The organism is Sulfitobacter sp. M85 (assembly GCF_029285915.1).
GTDB classification, from domain to species: Bacteria; Pseudomonadota; Alphaproteobacteria; order Rhodobacterales; family Rhodobacteraceae; genus Sulfitobacter; species Sulfitobacter faviae.
In genome coordinates, this window is record NZ_JABECQ010000005.1 from 211,194 (window position 1) to 226,035 (window position 14,842).

The window sequence follows — 14,842 nt, forward strand, 5'->3', positions numbered from 1 at the left end:
TACCGTCTGGGGGCGAAGATGAGGACTTGCAGATGCGCCAAACACGCTTGCGCCGCCCCATGCGGCTGACCCTAATGGCCGGGACCAGTGCGATACTGCTGGCAGGTTGCGAAAATCAGCCCTTGGATTACGACATGCGCAGCACCTTTGGCGATGGGTTCTCCACCGCCGAAGCCGCGCGCGGGCCTTTGGCAGACCGGCCCAAGCCCGACGCCCGGGGCGTGATCTCTTATCCCAATTACCAAGTCGTCGTCGCCCGCCGGGGCGATACGCTGAAAGACGTGGCCGCGCGTGTGGGCGCCGACAGCGGCGAATTGGCCCGCTACAACGGGATTGATCAGGGCGTCCCGCTCCGCCAGGGTGAGATCATCGCCCTGCCCCGCCGCGTGTCTGAGCCCGCGCCGGGCACCAATGGCGCCGTGGACATTACCACCCTTGCCGGCAGCGCCATCGACCGCGCCCCGGCGACCCCCAGCGTGCAGACCCAAAGCCTGCCTCCTGCAGGCACCACCAGCACGCCTGCGCCGCAGCCCGCAGCACCGCAGGCGAAAGAGCCTGTGCGCCACCGGGTCGAGCGTGGCGAGACCGCCTATACCGTGGCGCGTCTTTACAACGTGCCGGTCAAGGCACTGGCCGAGTGGAACGGCCTCGGCCCCGATTTCGCGATCCGCGAGGGCCAATTCCTGCTGATCCCGGTCGAGAAACAGGCGCCCCCGCGTCAGGCGACCAACACCGCGTCGAGCGCCGCCGCCTCGCGCCCCGTGCAGCCGGTCACCAGCGCGCCCGGCGCAGGCACCCCCACGCCGACGCCGCCCTCTGCCGCCAAACCGCTGCCGCAGGATGAGACCGCACAGCCCCTGCCGCCCAAGGTCGAACCGAAAGAGCCTGTGGCCGATGTGGGCAAGCCCACCGCCCCGGCAAAGGCGACCAAGATGACCCCGCCGGTCCAAGGCTCCATCATCCGCGCCTATTCCAAGGGCAAGAACGAGGGGATCAACATCAAGGGCAGCCCCGGCGGGCCGGTGAAAGCCGCCGAGGCGGGCACCGTCGCCGCGATCACCAAAAGTGCGGAGGGCATCCCGATCGTCGTGGTGCGCCATGCCAATAACCTGCTCACGGTCTATGCGAATGTCGATGGCGTGAATGTGGCTAAGGGCGATAGCGTCAGCCGTGGCCAGCAGATTGCCAAACTGCGCGGCGGATCGGAATCGCATGTGCATTTCGAGGTGCGCAAAGGCTTTGAGAGCGTCGATCCGACGCCCTACATTCAGTAACCAAACGACAAAGGGCCCGCAGAATATGCGGGCCCTTTCGCCAATACCGTCCGGCGCTCAGCCGCCCGAAACGGGAACGCCTTTTCGGCCCGCCAAATCCACGAAATACTGCCAGGCCACCCGGCCCGAGCGGGCGCCGCGTGTGGCCTGCCATTCGACAGCCTCGGCGCGCAATGTGTCGTCGTCGATCTCCACGCCGAAGGCATCGCAATAGCCGCGGATCATCGCCAGATATTGGTCCTGATCGCAGGGGTGGAACCCCAGCCAGAGCCCGAACCGGTCAGAGAGAGAGACCTTTTCCTCGACCGCCTCGGAAGGATTGATCGCGCTGCCGCGCTCGTTCTCGATTATGTCGCGCGGCATCAGGTGGCGGCGGTTCGATGTGGCATAGAGTACGACATTCTCGGGCCGCCCTTCGATGCCCCCATCCAACACGGCCTTCAGCGATTTGTAATGCGCGTCGTCATGGCCAAAGCTAAGGTCGTCGCAAAACAGGATAAACCGCTGCGAGGCCCCGCGGAGCAGGGTCAGAAGCCGCCCGACCGAAGGCAGGTCTTCGCGCTGCAGTTCAACGATGCGCAATGCTTCATGTGATGCTTGAACATCAGCGTGTATCGCTTTGACAAGGCTGGATTTCCCCATGCCCCGCGCTCCCCAGAGCAGCGCGTTGTTCGCAGGCAGCCCCGCCGCGAATTGACGGGTATTGGCCAAGAGCGTATCCCGCGCCCGATCCACCCCCACCAGAAGCGGCAGGTCGATCCGCGCGACCTGCGGCACGGGCATCAGACGGTCGGGGTCGGTGTGCCAGACGAAGGCAGTGGCCGCATCGAAGTCCGGCGCGGCGAGCGGCGCGGGAGACATACGCTCCAGCGCCGCCGCGATACGGTCCATCGGATCATTGATCACAGCAGGTCTTCCTCGTCTTCGTCGTCAAAGTAGCCCTCTTCGCGCAGCTTTTCGTTGCGCTTTGTCTCGACCCGGCGCACGAGGAAGATCGAGATTTCGTAAAGGCCATAAACCACCACGAAAAGGATCACCTGCGTAATCACATCCGGCGGGGTGACCAGCGCGGCCAGCACGAGGATCGCCACCACCGCATATTTGCGCACATTGGCCAGACCTTCGGAACTGACCAGCCCGGCCTTGCCCATCAGCGTCAGCAGAACCGGCAACTGGAAACACAGGCCGAAAGCCACGATGAACTTGATCGTGAGCGAGAGATACTCCTGCGCCGAGCCTTGGAAGGCGATGGCCGCAATGCCGTTCTCACCATCCGGCCCACCGACCAGCGTGCCCGCCTGTTGGAAGCCAAGGAAAAAGTCGAAGGCCAGCGGCGTGACGACGTAAAAGGCGAAAGCCGCGCCAAGGAAGAACATCACCGGCGAAGAGATCAGGAAGGGCAGGAAAGCCCCCTTCTCGTTCTTGTAGAGCCCCGGGGCGACGAAGCGCCAAAGCTGGTAGCTGATGAAGGGAAAGCCCAGCACCAGCCCGCCCAGAAGCGAGATCGAGATCGCGACGAAGAAACCTTCCTGCAGCTTGATCAGGATCAGCCCGCAATCCTCCTGCCCTCGCTCCGCCATGGCCGAGCAGAGCGGTTCGGTGAGGAAGTTGAAAATCGGGTTCCACACCGTGAAGCAGATCACCATGCCGATGATGAAGGCGATGACCGAATGGATCAGCCGCGTGCGCAGCTCGGCCAGATGCTCGATCAGCGGGGCGGAACTGTCGTCGATCTCGTCATAATCGTCGGTGGCGCTCATTCAACTCACTCTTTCTTGGCGGCAGCTTTGGGTGCCGTTGAGGTCTTGGCGGCGACATCGTCCGATGCCGCTTGGGCCTGACCTGCGTCTTTTTCGATCACAGGCCGCGCCGGGGCTTCCTTGGCCGGGGCGGTGTCCGAAAGCTTCGCCTCTGCCGCTTCGGCCTCGGCCATAGCCTCCGCCGCTTCGCGTTGCTTGCGTTCGGCGGCGGCCCGCGCGGTGCTGGCTTGGATCTTCTTCACATCCTCGGCCTTTTGCGCCGCCAGTTTGCCGGTCTCGCTCTCAGGGTCGAAATTGGTCAGTGACCGGGTCGCGTCCTTGACCTCATCCATGGCGCTGCCCAGCGGGTTGCTGGCCGTTTTGAGCGATTTGTTCAGCGACGATGACATCTCGCGCATGCCGCTTTCATCGGCGGCATCGTTCATCGCTTGGCTGAATTCACGCGCCATGCCTTTGGCCTTGCCCACGAATTGCCCGACGCGCCGAAACAGCACGGGCAAGTCCTTGGGGCCGACCACGATCAGGGCCACCACGCCGATGACTAAAAGTTCCGTCCAACCCAGATCGAACATCGGGTTACACCCGGTCCTTGTCGGCCTTCAGGTCGGTCTTGGGATGGGTGCCCTGATCGGCATGTTCCGGCAGGTCAGCATGGTGCACGTCTTCGACATGCTTGATCTCGTCGCGCTTGTTCTCTTCTTCGCCTTCGCTGATGCCCTTTTTGAAGCTGGTGATGCCCTTGCCGACTTCGCCCATGAGCGAGGAAATCTTGCCACGGCCAAAAAGCACCAGCACGACAACCGCGATCAGCAGCAGGCCCGGCAGTCCGATATTGTTCAACATGTCTGTTCTCCCATCATGTTTGGCGCAGTCTCGTCGCGCCAGTCTGCACCGTGATAGCGGGCGGCGCCGGGACCATGAAGGGGCAATGCGGCGGATGGGCGGTGCTGCGGGCGAAGGACTGCCGATTTTCAGGCGTGCAATTCCAGCTGTGACATGTTTTTGTCAGGAGCGTCAGGAGGCAACATGGTATCAGCGAAAACCGAAGATCGGCTTGTCCGGCTGATTGACAGGCTGCGGGATGGGCGGCTGCACCGGGCCGAGGATCTGGCCCGGCAGTTCGGCGTCTCCCCCCGCACGATCTACCGCGATATGGGCAAGCTCAGCGCGGCGGGCCTGTCCATCGCTGGGACGCGGGGCGAAGGCTATCGGATCATCCCTGCGATCACCCTGCCCCCGCTGACCCTGACGGCGGCGGAGTTGGAGGCGCTGAACCTCGGCCTCGCTGTCGCAGCAGAGGTGGGCGACCCCGCCCTGCAAGCCGCAGCAGAAACATTGGCCGCCAAATTCGACGCGGTGCTGCCGACCGAGACCATTGCCGAGGGTGCCGCATGGGCGCAGGCGCTGAGGTCGCAGGGCAAAGCCACGCGGGTTTTCACCCATCTGCCGGTGCTGCGCGCGGCGGTGCAGGCCCGTCAAAAGCTGCGGATTGCGGTGATCGGCGAAGCTCCGCAGGTGGTACGCCCGCTTGAGGTGCGCAATTGGGGGCGGTTCTGGCTGCTGACGGCCTGGAGCGAGGGGGCGGCGGATTTCGTGACCCTGCCGCTTGATCAGATCGAGAGCGCTGAGCCGCTACCGGAGTTGTTCGTGGACGAGCCGGGCAGAACGCTCGCGGATCATCGCCCCTAACCCCAGATCAACGCCGCCTCAGCCCTTCAATCGCCAGCCGGTTTGCGGGGGCAAAAACGCCTCGACACTGGCCTGCGCGATCACGATGGTATCCTGTCCCGTGGCTACATTCAGCCCGCCCTCCACCGCGCGGACCTTGGCGCGACCGCGCGGCAGTTTCGCCACCAGCGCGTCGACATCCACCTTCTCAGGCTCCTGCACGGCCACGGTGACCTGCACGCGCATCTGGTCGGGCGTCACGTCCAACGCGCCGAAAAGCGGCAGGGAGGAATGGCGCAAGGCATCCTCGATCGCGCGGGCGGCGGCCTTGGTATAGTCCATCCCATGCAGATCGTTGCCCATGCCCATTTCGATGATGATCCGCTGCTCAGCCATCGGCGCGCTCCATCTCGAAGCCAACGGAAAGCGCCACATTGGCCATAACCGTCGGGTTCCCTTCCCCTTCGGGGCGCGGCACGTCGAGGCCGCCGTGATGCAGTTTCACCGTCACCTCGCCATAGGGAAAGACCGCGCGCAGCGCTTCGGCATCGACCAGATCGGGCCGTTGCACGCCCACGTCGAGGATGATGCGCATGGCCGACTTATCGAAACCGAAAAGCTCGGCCAGATTGATCGAATTGTGCCACAGCGCATCCTGCACCGCGCGTTTCGCGGCCTGCGTATAATCACCGCGGCGCAGGGAGGAGCCCATGCCGAATTCCACCAACAGCGGCTTCATGAGGTCACCGGAAAGACAAAGCAACGGTCGCGGCGCACGGTCAGCCACATGACGGCGCCGGGTTGCGGCAGAAAGACATTGGGCACCGTGGCCTTGAGCCGCGATCCGTCCTCTTCCAACACAAACTCCACGAGGCTTTCGTTGCCCATGAAGCGCGCGCGTTCCACCACCGCCCGGGCCGGTGTGCCATCGGTCGCCGTCGGGCGCGGCCCCTTGCCCGCCCGGTCAAAATCGATGCGCAGGTGTTGCGGGCGAAAGACGATATTTACGGGCGTGCCGTCGGGCACCCCGGGGGCAAGGAATTGGCCAAAGACCGTATCGGCCAATGCCCCGGTCACCGTGGCCTCAAGCACATTGGCATCGCTGAAAAACGCGACGGAGGCACGGTCCACGGGCCGCGTATAGACGTTGTAGGGCGCGCCTTGCTGCACGATCTTGCCGTCGCGCATCAGCGCAATCTCATCGGCCATGCGCATCGCCTCGTCCGGCTCATGGGTGACCAGCAAAACGGCGGTGTCCTCTTCCTTGAGAATGCTCAGCGTCTCGTCGCGGATGCCATCGCGTAGGCGGTTGTCGAGACCGGAAAACGGCTCATCCATCAGCATGATACGTGGCTGCGGGGCCAGCGCGCGGGCCAGCGCCACGCGCTGCTGCTCCCCGCCCGAAAGCTGGTGCGGATAGCCGTCGATATAGCGCAGCAGGTCCACCCGTTCGAGCAGTTCTTCGATCCGCGCGCGTTTCTCCTCACGCGTGCCTTTCTTGAGGCCAAAGCCCACGTTGTCGGCAACGCTCAGATGCGGGAACAGGGCGAAGTCTTGGAACATCAGGCCGATCTCGCGCCGCTCGGGCGGGACGCGGAACATGGTGTCGCAGATCAGTTTGCCATCGACATGGATCGTGCCGCTGTCCTGCATCTCAACGCCCGCGATCATGCGCAACGTGGTGGATTTGCCGCAGCCCGAGGGGCCAAGCAGGCAGGTCACCTGCCCCGGCAAGATCTGCAAAGATACGTCATCGACCACCTGCCGCCCGCCATAGGCGCGGCGCAGGTTGCGGATTTCCAGACGGGGGGTGGGGTCACTCATGGAGGCTGCGGTATCCGATCAAATCGCTCGGAAACCCAGCTATCAGCCCCGCCGTGCCCCCGCAAGCACCGCTGCAAACCCGGCCAGCAGCACGATGATGCAGATCACCAGCAATTGCTCGTATTTATGCCCCTCGGGCAGAAGTGCCGCGACCCATCCCCAGCCCCGCGCGAAATAGGCCGCAGCCCCCAGCATCGCGGCGGCAAAGGCGGCAAGGTAGCTCCAGACCGGGATCGCGCGCCCCGCCACCAGCCCCACCAGCAGCACGGGGGTGAGGAACATCGACGCGGTGCCGCTCACCGCCACGGCATCAAAGAGCGTGGCGTTGCCCCAAAGCGTCAGCAGCGCACCAAGCGCCATGAACCCCGCCATCACCAGCCGCCCGCCTCTCAGGCTGCGCGGCGCGATGCGCCATTCCTCAACCATCAGCCGCGCGGCGGAGGCGAGCGCCGAGTCGAGCGTCGACAGCGCCGAGACCAGCAGCGACAGCATCAGCGCCACGAAAATCCAGCCCGGGAACATTTGCCCCCATGTGCCGATAAGCTCCCCCTCATAGGCCGCGCCGGTCAGGCTGGCTTGGATGCCGAAAAAGCCAAAGCCGATGATGCAAAGGGTCGAAATCCAGAAGGCATGGAGGAAAGACGCCCGCGTCGTCGCCTCATCCGCGAGAAAGCCGCGGTCCATCATCACCGGGTCATGCGCCGGGTAGGAAAAGACCTGCAACAGCGCCACGACCAAGAGCACCCAGCCGTTGTAGGAGCCAGAGGCTCCTGGCGCGCTCAGCACCGCGCCAAGCTCGAACCCCGGGCTGAGCAGCAGCGCGCCGAGCGCAAGGCCGAAGACGACGAGAAAGACCAGCATCTGCACCACATCCGTGCGCAGCGCGGCGGAAAGCCCGCCCCACGCCGAATAGCCAAAGCCAAGGGCGGCGACGATCAGCACAGCAAGCGTGCCCGACCCGGGCCAGACGGCCTCGAAAATCAGCGCGACGACCAAGAGATTGGCAAAAACCTCGGAGAGCAGCCGTAGCCCGATCACGAGGTTATAGGCCGCCGTGCCCGCGCTCCCGAAATGCCCCGCCAGCCAGTCCTGCACCGACCGCGCGCCGCCGCGCCGCAGATGGCCGACGATGAAACCGCCCGTCAGGAAAGACCCGTAATAGGCCGCATAGGCCAGTGTGCCCGCGATGCCGTAAAAATAACCCAAGATCGCCGCGTTCATCAGGCTGCGGGCGAAAATCCATGTGGTGACTTGGCTCAGCACCAGCACCCAAAGCCCCGGCGCGCGGCCTGCCGCATTGGCTCCGCCAAAGAAGCCTTCGACCGTCGCGCGGCGCGGTGCCACCAAGAGGCTGGCAAGGATCACGGCTGCGAAAAGAAGGACAAGAACAGTGGTTTGCATGGGCGGTGGACCTTTTGCGAGAAGCTGATCCACAAGGGTTAGCCGCCGCCTGCAATCCGAGCCAGCACTGAAACCGCTGCTGTCAGGAATGTGATCCACCGCGACGCTGTATGGCCGGGACGCGCGCCCCGGCCATGGAGGGTTTACATGGTCAGATTGGTGCCGCCGCCATCCAGCAGCAGGTTCTGCCCCACGATGAAGCCCGCGTGCTGCGAACAAAGGAAGGCACAGGTCGCGCCGAACTCCTCACGGGTGCCATAGCGCCCTGCAGGGATGCCCGCCTGCCGCTCGGCGCGGGCCTCGTCCAGCGTGATGCCCTTTTGCTTGACCACATTGGCGTCGAGCGAATCCGCCCGGTCGGTCGCATGGATGCCCGGCAGAAGGTTGTTGATCGTAACCCCCTTGCCCGCCACCTGCCGCGAGGTGCCCGCGACATAGCCGGTAAGCCCGGTGCGGGCGGAGTTGCTCAGCCCCAAAACCGGGATCGGCGCGCGCACCGACTGGCTGGTGATGTTCACGACCCGGCCCCAGCCGCGCTCCATCATGGCGGGCACCAGCGCTTTGATCAGCGCGATGGGGGCCAGCATATTGGCGTCGAGCGCCTTGATGAAATCCTCGCGGTCCCAATCCTGCCACATGCCGGGAGGGGGGCCGCCCGCGTTGTTGACCAGAATGTCACAGCCCTCTGCCGCCTTGATGACCAGCGCCTGCCCCTCTTCCGTGGCCACATCCGCCGCGACGGTGGTGACCTCGACGCCGTGTTCCTGACGGATGCGCTCCGCCGAGGCCTCAAGCGCCTCTGCGCCGCGGGCGTTCATCACAAGGTTCACCCCTGCCGCCGCCAGCGCCTCGGCGCAGCCAAGGCCAAGCCCCTTGGACGAGGCACAGACCAGCGCCTTCTTCCCTTTGATTCCCAAATCCATTCTGATTCCTCCTATGCATTTGCATATGCCTACCACGCCGCGCCGCCAATGCCAGCAAATCACCCGAGCCTTGACCCATCCGGGCCACAATTCTAGCCTATCTCACTGGCGAAAGCCCCAGAACCAAAGGCCCGTCATGTCCCCCAGCCGCACCGCCCCCGCACAGAACCTCGCCGTCTACCGCGGCGGGCAATTCCGCGCGAGCGATGGGGCCAATATGGGCGATGCGCTATCCTTTGCCGCCGAATTGGTCCTCGATGATGTCTATGAGTTGGACCGCGCGGCAGAGCCGCAGCGCCTGTCTCTGCTAACCCTGCCCGGCGATCAATTCCGCCTTACTGAGGATACCGGCGTGGGCCGCCCCGGGGGCGATCTGCATCTCGACAGCCTGCTGACGCTGATGTCGCCCGACGGGCAGACCCAAGAGGCGCTGCTGCTGGTGGAGGTCGATCAACACGGTCACGCGGCAGAGGTTTACCTTTTGCCGTTTGGCCCGCTGACACCGCAGACGGGCTACCGGATCGTGGGCATCGACACCCAGACCGCGCGGCAAAAATTCGGTCAGCTCGCCTGCGTCTCTTTCACGCGCGGCACCCATATCTCGCTCAGCACGGGTGAATTGCGGCCTATCGAAGACCTGCGCGTGGGGGATCGTATCCTGACCCGCGATGATGGCGTGCAAACCCTGCGCTGGATCGGGCAAAGCACCCTGCGCGCGGTGGGCGAATTTGCCCCGATCCGCATCCGCGCAGGCACGCTCAACAACGAACACGACCTGATCGTCAGCCCCGATCACCGGCTGTTCATCTATCAACGCAGCGATGAGATGGGCGCGGGTCGGTCCGAATTGCTGGTCAAGGCGCGGCATCTGGTCAACGGCGATAGCGTGACGGTGAAGGACGGTGGATTCGTCGACTACTTCCAACTGCTCTTTGACGGGCATCAGATCATCTATGCCGAAGGCATCGCCGCCGAATCCATGTTGGTCGACAGCCGCACCCGATCGGTCCTGCCGCCGGAAATGTCCGAAGCCTTGGGCGAGGTGATCCCCGGCCATTCCGATCTGCCCCATGCCGGGCTCGATCTGGCAGAGGCACTGCTTGACCGCCCCGACGCGGTGGCGCTGCTGCGCAAAGCCTCAACCCGTTAAGGCGCCTCGACGGCGTAGTGGAACTCCTCCCGGACGATCTTGCCGTCTTTGACGTGGTAAACGCCGATCTCTTCCATCTGGAACCGCTCACCGCTTTTCTTGTCGGTGGCATCGACCTTGAACATCGCGCTGAACTGGCTGTCGCCAAAGTAGAACGGGCCGATCACCTCGGTGCTATGTTCCTCCATCGCATTTTCCCACCAGTCGTGCTTGCCGTGGATGGCCTTGACCCCATGGGTCTCTCGCCCCTGCCCGCCCATATCAGCGGCCTCGACCGAGACGGCATCGTCGGCATAGAGCCGATCAAGGTTCGCACGCACCGCAGCATTTCCCGCACGGCAGCCCGCGACCAATTCGCGGGCAATCTCTTTCAGTTCCATCGCATCCCCTCCGTGTACCCCTTATGTTCTCACCCTACGCCACCCAGCGATTCGCAGCAATGGCCAGATTGCGCCCGGTCGCGGCGCGGCCTATATGGGTCGGATGTTGGACACGCCGCAAAACCGCCCCGCCCTGCCGCCCGAGATCGCGCGCCGTCGCACCTTTGCGATCATCAGCCACCCTGACGCGGGCAAAACCACGCTGACTGAAAAGTTCCTGCTGTTCGGCGGGGCCATTCAGATGGCCGGCCAAGTACGCGCCAAGGGCGAGGCGCGGCGCACGCGCTCGGACTTCATGGCGATGGAAAAGGACCGGGGCATTTCCGTCTCGGCCTCGGCCATGTCCTTTGACTTCCATAGCGGTGACACCAACTACCGGTTCAACCTCGTTGACACGCCCGGCCACTCGGACTTTTCGGAAGACACCTACCGCACCCTGACGGCAGTGGACGCCGCCGTGATGGTGATCGACGGCGCGAAAGGCGTGGAAAGCCAGACGCAGAAGCTCTTCGAGGTCTGCCGGATGCGCGATCTGCCGATCCTCACCTTCTGTAACAAGATGGACCGGGAAAGCCGCGATACCTTTGAAATCATTGACGAGATTCAGGAGAACCTCGCCATTGACGTAACGCCCGCAAGCTGGCCCATTGGCGTGGGGCGTGATTTCGTTGGCTGCTACGACATGCTGCGGGACCGGCTGGAACTGATGGACCGCGCCGACCGGAACCGCGTCGCCGATAGCATCAAGATCGAAGGGTTGGACGACCCAAAGCTGGCCGAACACGTCCCCGCCGCGCTGCTGGAGAAACTGCGCGAAGACCTTGAAATGGCGCGCGAACTGCTGCCACCGCTGGACCTCAAGGCGATGCACGAAGGCACGTTGACCCCGATCTGGTTCGGCTCGGCCATCAACTCCTTCGGGGTGCGTGAATTGATGGAAGGCATCGCCAAATACGGGCCAGAGCCGCAGATCCAAGCCGCCACCCCACGCCAGATCCTGCCCGAAGAGAAAAAGGTCGCGGGCTTTGTCTTTAAGGTGCAGGCCAATATGGACCCCAAGCACCGCGACCGTGTGGCCTTTGTCCGCCTCGCCTCCGGGCATTTTGAGCGCGGCATGAAAATGACCCATGTGCGCACGAAAAAGCCGATGACGGTGTCCAACCCGGTGATGTTCCTCGCCTCCGACCGCGAGTTGGCAGAGGAGGCTTGGGCCGGTGACATCATCGGCATCCCCAACCACGGGCAGCTGCGCATCGGTGACACGCTGACCCAAGGCGAAGCGCTCCGCGTGAGCGGCATCCCCTCCTTCGCGCCCGAATTGCTGCAATCCGTGCGCGCGGGCGATCCGCTGAAGGCGAAACACCTTGAAAAAGCGCTGATGCAATTCGCCGAAGAAGGTGCCGCAAAAGTGTTCAAACCCTCGATCGGTTCGGGGTTTGTCGTGGGCGTTGTCGGCCAGTTGCAATTCGAAGTGCTCGCCAGCCGGATCGAGTTGGAATATGGCCTGCCGGTCCGGTTTGAGCCGTCTCAGTTCACCTCGGCCCGCTGGGTGAACGGCACGAAGCAAGCCGTTGATAAGTTTATCGATAGTAACAAACAGCACATCGCGCATGACCATGATGGCGACATCGTTTACCTGACCCGCCTGCAATGGGACATCGACCGCGTCGAGCGCGATTACCCGGATGTGAAGCTGACCGCGACCAAGGAAATGATGGTGTAAAACGGCCCGCCCCCGGGGGGCAGAAAACCTTGATTTCGGGGCCGATCATGGCATTCTAACCCCAACTGGGGAGACGCGATGACGACGACGACGAAATGGGGGCTGGTGGCCACGATCCTGGCCCCCGCAGAGGAGATACGACGCTTTGCCGCCTACCATCTGGAGGCGGGCGCGCACCGCCTCTACCTATACCTCGATGCCGAGAACCCAGAGGCTTTCGAAAGCCTGAAGGCCCATCCGAAAATCCGTGTCACCACCTGCGATGAGGCCTATTGGCAAAGGCTTTGTGGCAAACGTCCGCAAAAGCACCAAGTCCGTCAAAGCCAGAACGCGACCCGCGCCTATAACCGGGCGGATGATGTGGATTGGCTGATCCATATGGATGTGGACGAGTTCATCGTCTCTGACCGCCCGGTGGATGAGGTGCTTGCCACCCTGCCCCCGGCACAAACAATCACCCGCATCCGCCCGATGGAGGCTTTGGCCGGGGATGGCACGGCCTTCAAAGCCTTCATTCCCAACGGCCCCGAGCGCGCCCAGATCGTCTCGGCGCTCTACCCGACCTATGGTGACTACGTCAAAGGCGGCTTTCTGAGCCATCTGGCCGGGAAAGTTTTCGTTCGCACCGGGATGGCGGAGGTGCGGCTCCAGATCCACAACGCTTTTCAGAACGATACGATGATCGACGGGCCAGAGCAGCAGCCCGGCATTGATCTTGCGCATCTTCACGCGAAAAGCTGGCCGGAGTGGCTCGCCGCCTATCGCTACCGGCTGGAAAAAGGCTCCTACCGCGCCGATCTGGCCCCCAACCGCCCCCGCGATCGCGGCGGATTGTCGATGCATGAACTCTTTTCCATGATCGAATCCGAAGGGGGTGAGCCGGGATTGCGCGCCTTTTTTGATGAGGTCTGCGCCGATACGCCTGAGCTGCGCGAAACGTTGAAAGACCACGGTCTGCTGCGTCTCGCCGATCTCGACCTTGATGCAAAGGTGTCGCGCCATTTCCCAAGTTAAGCGCCTGAGAGGGCAAGTGTTTGACGGCTGGGCCGCAACTTGCTATGCGCTTTCGCAACATGCCGCGGCAAATGCCGCCCCTTGGGCCATTCGGGCCGGCTTGTATTGCTGCCGCGGGCCAAGTCAGTGTCCGCTCAACTCGGACGCACATGACAAAATTTACCGATCTGAACCTGAATGCCAAGGTCCTCAAAGCTATTGATGAGGCTGGCTACGAATCGCCCACACCTATTCAGGCGGGCGCCATTCCCCCCGCTCTTGAAGGTCGTGACGTTTTGGGCATCGCCCAGACCGGCACCGGCAAGACAGCCAGCTTCACGCTGCCGATGCTGTCACTTCTCGCCCGTGGCCGGGCGCGCGCCCGGATGCCGCGGAGCCTCGTGCTCTGCCCCACGCGGGAGCTGGCCGCGCAGGTGGCCGAGAACTTCGACACCTATTCCAAGCATCTGAAACTGACCAAAGCGCTGCTCATCGGCGGCGTCTCCTTCAAAGAGCAGGACAAGCTGATCGACAAGGGCGTCGACGTGCTGATCGCCACCCCGGGCCGCCTTCTGGATCATTTCGAGCGCGGCAAGCTGATCCTGTCGGACGTCAAGGTCATGGTCGTGGACGAAGCCGACCGGATGCTCGACATGGGCTTCATCCCGGACATTGAGCGGATCTTCGGCCTCACGCCCTTCACCCGGCAAACGCTGTTCTTCTCGGCCACCATGGCGCCCGAGATCGAGCGGATCACCAACACCTTCCTCAGCAACCCTGAGCGGATCGAAGTGGCGCGTCAGGCGACCACGAGCGAGAATATCGAACAGGGCGTTGTCATGTTCAAAGGCTCGCGCAAGGACCGCGAGGCGAGCGAGAAGCGCAAGCTGCTGCGCCTGCTGATCGATGCCGAAGGCGAGAAATGCACGAACGCGATCATCTTCTGCAACCGCAAGATGGACGTGGATATCGTCGCGAAATCGTTGAAGAAATACGGCTATGACGCAGCCCCGATCCACGGCGATCTGGACCAGAGCCAGCGGACTCGCACGCTCGAAGGGTTCCGGGGCGGCGAGCTGCGCTTCCTCGTGGCTTCTGACGTCGCCGCGCGTGGTCTTGACGTGCCGAGCGTGAGCCATGTCTTCAACTTCGACGTGCCCAGCCATGCCGAAGACTATGTGCACCGCATTGGCCGCACCGGCCGCGCGGGCCGCGATGGCAAGGCGATCATGATCTGCCAGCCGCGCGACGAAAAGAACTTCGAGGATGTCGAGCGTCTGGTGCAAAAGGAAATCCCGCGCATCGAAAACCCGCTCGGCAAAGCCAAACCCGCCGAGGAGACCTCCGACGCACCGGCCAAGTCCGATGACAAGCCCAAGCGGACCCGCTCGCGCAGCCGCAAGGCCGACAAACCTGTCGACGCACCCGCCGAGGACAAGCAACCGCAGGCCGAGAAGGCCGAGGCCAAGGTCGACGCCAAAACCGACGACAAAGCGCAGCCCGAAAAGGCAGAGGCCGCGCTGGACGAACGCAAGTCGGGCCGCGGCAACAAGGACGAGAAGAAGTCGCGCGGCGGACGTGGCCGGGGCGACAAACGGGGCGGCAACGACAACCGTGTCGTCGGTCTGGGCGATCACACGCCAGACTTCATCGGTCTAAGCTTCCGCGAACGCATCTGAACCGCGCCAACGCGGGCATGAATTCGCCGCCGATCCCCGCCGGGATTGGCGGCTTTTTCGTCTGTGC

16 protein-coding genes are annotated in these 14,842 nt (G+C 63.6%); 6 read left to right on the forward strand and 10 right to left on the reverse strand.

All coding sequences use genetic code 11. From position 1 onward, the window contains the following. Positions 1-32: 32 nt before the first annotated feature. On the forward strand, positions 33-1,274 hold the full coding sequence (locus HKX24_RS11790; protein WP_271693468.1) for a M23 family metallopeptidase: 1,242 nt from the start codon (positions 33-35) through the stop codon (positions 1,272-1,274). Between the two features lie 57 nt (positions 1,275-1,331). On the opposite strand, the gene HKX24_RS11795 is transcribed toward HKX24_RS11790, so the two are convergent. From HKX24_RS11795 to HKX24_RS11810, 4 genes are read right to left on the reverse strand one after another with little or no spacing between them, the layout of a single operon-like run. Beyond that, positions 1,332-2,180, reverse strand: coding sequence for an ATP-binding protein (locus HKX24_RS11795; protein ID WP_271693467.1), 849 nt, complete (start codon positions 2,178-2,180; stop codon positions 1,332-1,334). Next, complete coding sequence (gene tatC, locus HKX24_RS11800; RefSeq protein WP_067267932.1) at positions 2,177-3,034, reverse strand: twin-arginine translocase subunit TatC; 858 nt, start codon at positions 3,032-3,034, stop codon at positions 2,177-2,179. The genes HKX24_RS11795 and tatC overlap by 4 nt, the downstream gene beginning before the upstream one ends. 5 nt (positions 3,035-3,039) lie before the next feature. Beyond that, positions 3,040-3,606: a Sec-independent protein translocase protein TatB gene (gene tatB / locus HKX24_RS11805; protein WP_271693466.1), complete on the reverse strand. Its 567-nt coding sequence runs from the start codon at positions 3,604-3,606 to the stop codon at positions 3,040-3,042. A 4-nt stretch (positions 3,607-3,610) separates the two neighbouring features. Further along, positions 3,611-3,877 (reverse strand): twin-arginine translocase TatA/TatE family subunit, encoded by a 267-nt coding sequence (locus HKX24_RS11810; RefSeq protein WP_067268177.1) that lies wholly within the window; start codon positions 3,875-3,877, stop codon positions 3,611-3,613. Positions 3,878-4,060: 183 nt separating this feature from the next. Between HKX24_RS11810 and HKX24_RS11815 the strand changes: the two genes are divergently transcribed. Next, complete coding sequence (locus HKX24_RS11815) at positions 4,061-4,723, forward strand: HTH domain-containing protein (protein ID WP_271693465.1); 663 nt, start codon at positions 4,061-4,063, stop codon at positions 4,721-4,723. Positions 4,724-4,741: 18 nt separating this feature from the next. Here the strand turns inward: HKX24_RS11815 and HKX24_RS11820 are convergent, their stop codons facing one another. From HKX24_RS11820 to HKX24_RS11840, 5 genes are all read right to left on the reverse strand, one after another. Continuing rightward, positions 4,742-5,098, reverse strand: a complete 357-nt coding sequence (locus tag HKX24_RS11820; protein ID WP_271693464.1) for a Lin0512 family protein — start codon at positions 5,096-5,098, stop codon at positions 4,742-4,744. After that, positions 5,091-5,441, reverse strand: coding sequence for a Lin0512 family protein (locus HKX24_RS11825; RefSeq protein WP_271693463.1), 351 nt, complete (start codon positions 5,439-5,441; stop codon positions 5,091-5,093). The genes HKX24_RS11820 and HKX24_RS11825 overlap by 8 nt, the downstream gene beginning before the upstream one ends. Then, complete coding sequence (locus HKX24_RS11830) at positions 5,438-6,526, reverse strand: ABC transporter ATP-binding protein (RefSeq protein WP_271693462.1); 1,089 nt, start codon at positions 6,524-6,526, stop codon at positions 5,438-5,440. The genes HKX24_RS11825 and HKX24_RS11830 overlap by 4 nt, the downstream gene beginning before the upstream one ends. 42 nt (positions 6,527-6,568) lie before the next feature. After that, on the reverse strand, positions 6,569-7,927 hold the full coding sequence (locus HKX24_RS11835; protein WP_271693461.1) for a sodium:proline symporter: 1,359 nt from the start codon (positions 7,925-7,927) through the stop codon (positions 6,569-6,571). A gap of 143 nt (positions 7,928-8,070) precedes the next feature. Further along, positions 8,071-8,850 carry an SDR family oxidoreductase gene (locus tag HKX24_RS11840; RefSeq protein WP_271693460.1) on the reverse strand — a complete coding sequence of 260 codons (780 nt, stop codon included), beginning with the start codon at positions 8,848-8,850 and terminating at the stop codon, positions 8,071-8,073. Between the two features lie 136 nt (positions 8,851-8,986). Here HKX24_RS11840 and HKX24_RS11845 point away from each other — a divergent pair, with 136 nt between their 5' ends. After that, entirely contained in the window at positions 8,987-10,000 is a 1,014-nt protein-coding gene (locus HKX24_RS11845; protein WP_271693459.1) for a Hint domain-containing protein, read from the forward strand. On the opposite strand, the gene HKX24_RS11850 is transcribed toward HKX24_RS11845, so the two are convergent. Continuing rightward, positions 9,997-10,380 (reverse strand): nuclear transport factor 2 family protein, encoded by a 384-nt coding sequence (locus HKX24_RS11850; RefSeq protein WP_271693458.1) that lies wholly within the window; start codon positions 10,378-10,380, stop codon positions 9,997-9,999. The two genes, HKX24_RS11845 and HKX24_RS11850, sit on opposite strands and share 4 nt — an antisense overlap. 103 nt (positions 10,381-10,483) lie before the next feature. Between HKX24_RS11850 and HKX24_RS11855 the strand changes: the two genes are divergently transcribed. From HKX24_RS11855 to HKX24_RS11865, 3 genes are all read left to right on the forward strand, one after another. Beyond that, a complete protein-coding gene (locus tag HKX24_RS11855; protein ID WP_067268179.1) occupies positions 10,484-12,103 on the forward strand; it encodes a peptide chain release factor 3 in 1,620 nt (539 codons plus the stop codon). Between the two features lie 78 nt (positions 12,104-12,181). Next, on the forward strand, positions 12,182-13,117 hold the full coding sequence (locus HKX24_RS11860; protein ID WP_271693457.1) for a glycosyltransferase family 2 protein: 936 nt from the start codon (positions 12,182-12,184) through the stop codon (positions 13,115-13,117). A gap of 149 nt (positions 13,118-13,266) precedes the next feature. Continuing rightward, positions 13,267-14,775, forward strand: coding sequence for a DEAD/DEAH box helicase (locus HKX24_RS11865; protein ID WP_271693456.1), 1,509 nt, complete (start codon positions 13,267-13,269; stop codon positions 14,773-14,775). Positions 14,776-14,842 lie beyond the last annotated feature (67 nt).

What these genes read in the sequence shown, in the direction of transcription:
- tatC (WP_067267932.1), bottom strand. Translation starts at nt 3,034, where the DNA reads ATGAGCGCCACCGACGATTATGACGAGATCGACGACAGTTCCGCCCCG.
- HKX24_RS11835 (WP_271693461.1), bottom strand. Translation starts at nt 7,927, where the DNA reads ATGCAAACCACTGTTCTTGTCCTTCTTTTCGCAGCCGTGATCCTTGCC.
- HKX24_RS11810 (WP_067268177.1), bottom strand. Translation starts at nt 3,877, where the DNA reads ATGTTGAACAATATCGGACTGCCGGGCCTGCTGCTGATCGCGGTTGTC.
- tatB (WP_271693466.1), bottom strand. Translation starts at nt 3,606, where the DNA reads ATGTTCGATCTGGGTTGGACGGAACTTTTAGTCATCGGCGTGGTGGCC.
- HKX24_RS11820 (WP_271693464.1), bottom strand. Translation starts at nt 5,098, where the DNA reads ATGGCTGAGCAGCGGATCATCATCGAAATGGGCATGGGCAACGATCTG.
- HKX24_RS11845 (WP_271693459.1), top strand. Translation starts at nt 8,987, where the DNA reads ATGTCCCCCAGCCGCACCGCCCCCGCACAGAACCTCGCCGTCTACCGC.
- HKX24_RS11830 (WP_271693462.1), bottom strand. Translation starts at nt 6,526, where the DNA reads ATGAGTGACCCCACCCCCCGTCTGGAAATCCGCAACCTGCGCCGCGCC.
- HKX24_RS11840 (WP_271693460.1), bottom strand. Translation starts at nt 8,850, where the DNA reads ATGGATTTGGGAATCAAAGGGAAGAAGGCGCTGGTCTGTGCCTCGTCC.
- HKX24_RS11855 (WP_067268179.1), top strand. Translation starts at nt 10,484, where the DNA reads ATGTTGGACACGCCGCAAAACCGCCCCGCCCTGCCGCCCGAGATCGCG.
- HKX24_RS11790 (WP_271693468.1), top strand. Translation starts at nt 33, where the DNA reads ATGCGCCAAACACGCTTGCGCCGCCCCATGCGGCTGACCCTAATGGCC.
- HKX24_RS11865 (WP_271693456.1), top strand. Translation starts at nt 13,267, where the DNA reads ATGACAAAATTTACCGATCTGAACCTGAATGCCAAGGTCCTCAAAGCT.
- HKX24_RS11815 (WP_271693465.1), top strand. Translation starts at nt 4,061, where the DNA reads ATGGTATCAGCGAAAACCGAAGATCGGCTTGTCCGGCTGATTGACAGG.
- HKX24_RS11825 (WP_271693463.1), bottom strand. Translation starts at nt 5,441, where the DNA reads ATGAAGCCGCTGTTGGTGGAATTCGGCATGGGCTCCTCCCTGCGCCGC.
- HKX24_RS11850 (WP_271693458.1), bottom strand. Translation starts at nt 10,380, where the DNA reads ATGGAACTGAAAGAGATTGCCCGCGAATTGGTCGCGGGCTGCCGTGCG.
- HKX24_RS11860 (WP_271693457.1), top strand. Translation starts at nt 12,182, where the DNA reads ATGACGACGACGACGAAATGGGGGCTGGTGGCCACGATCCTGGCCCCC.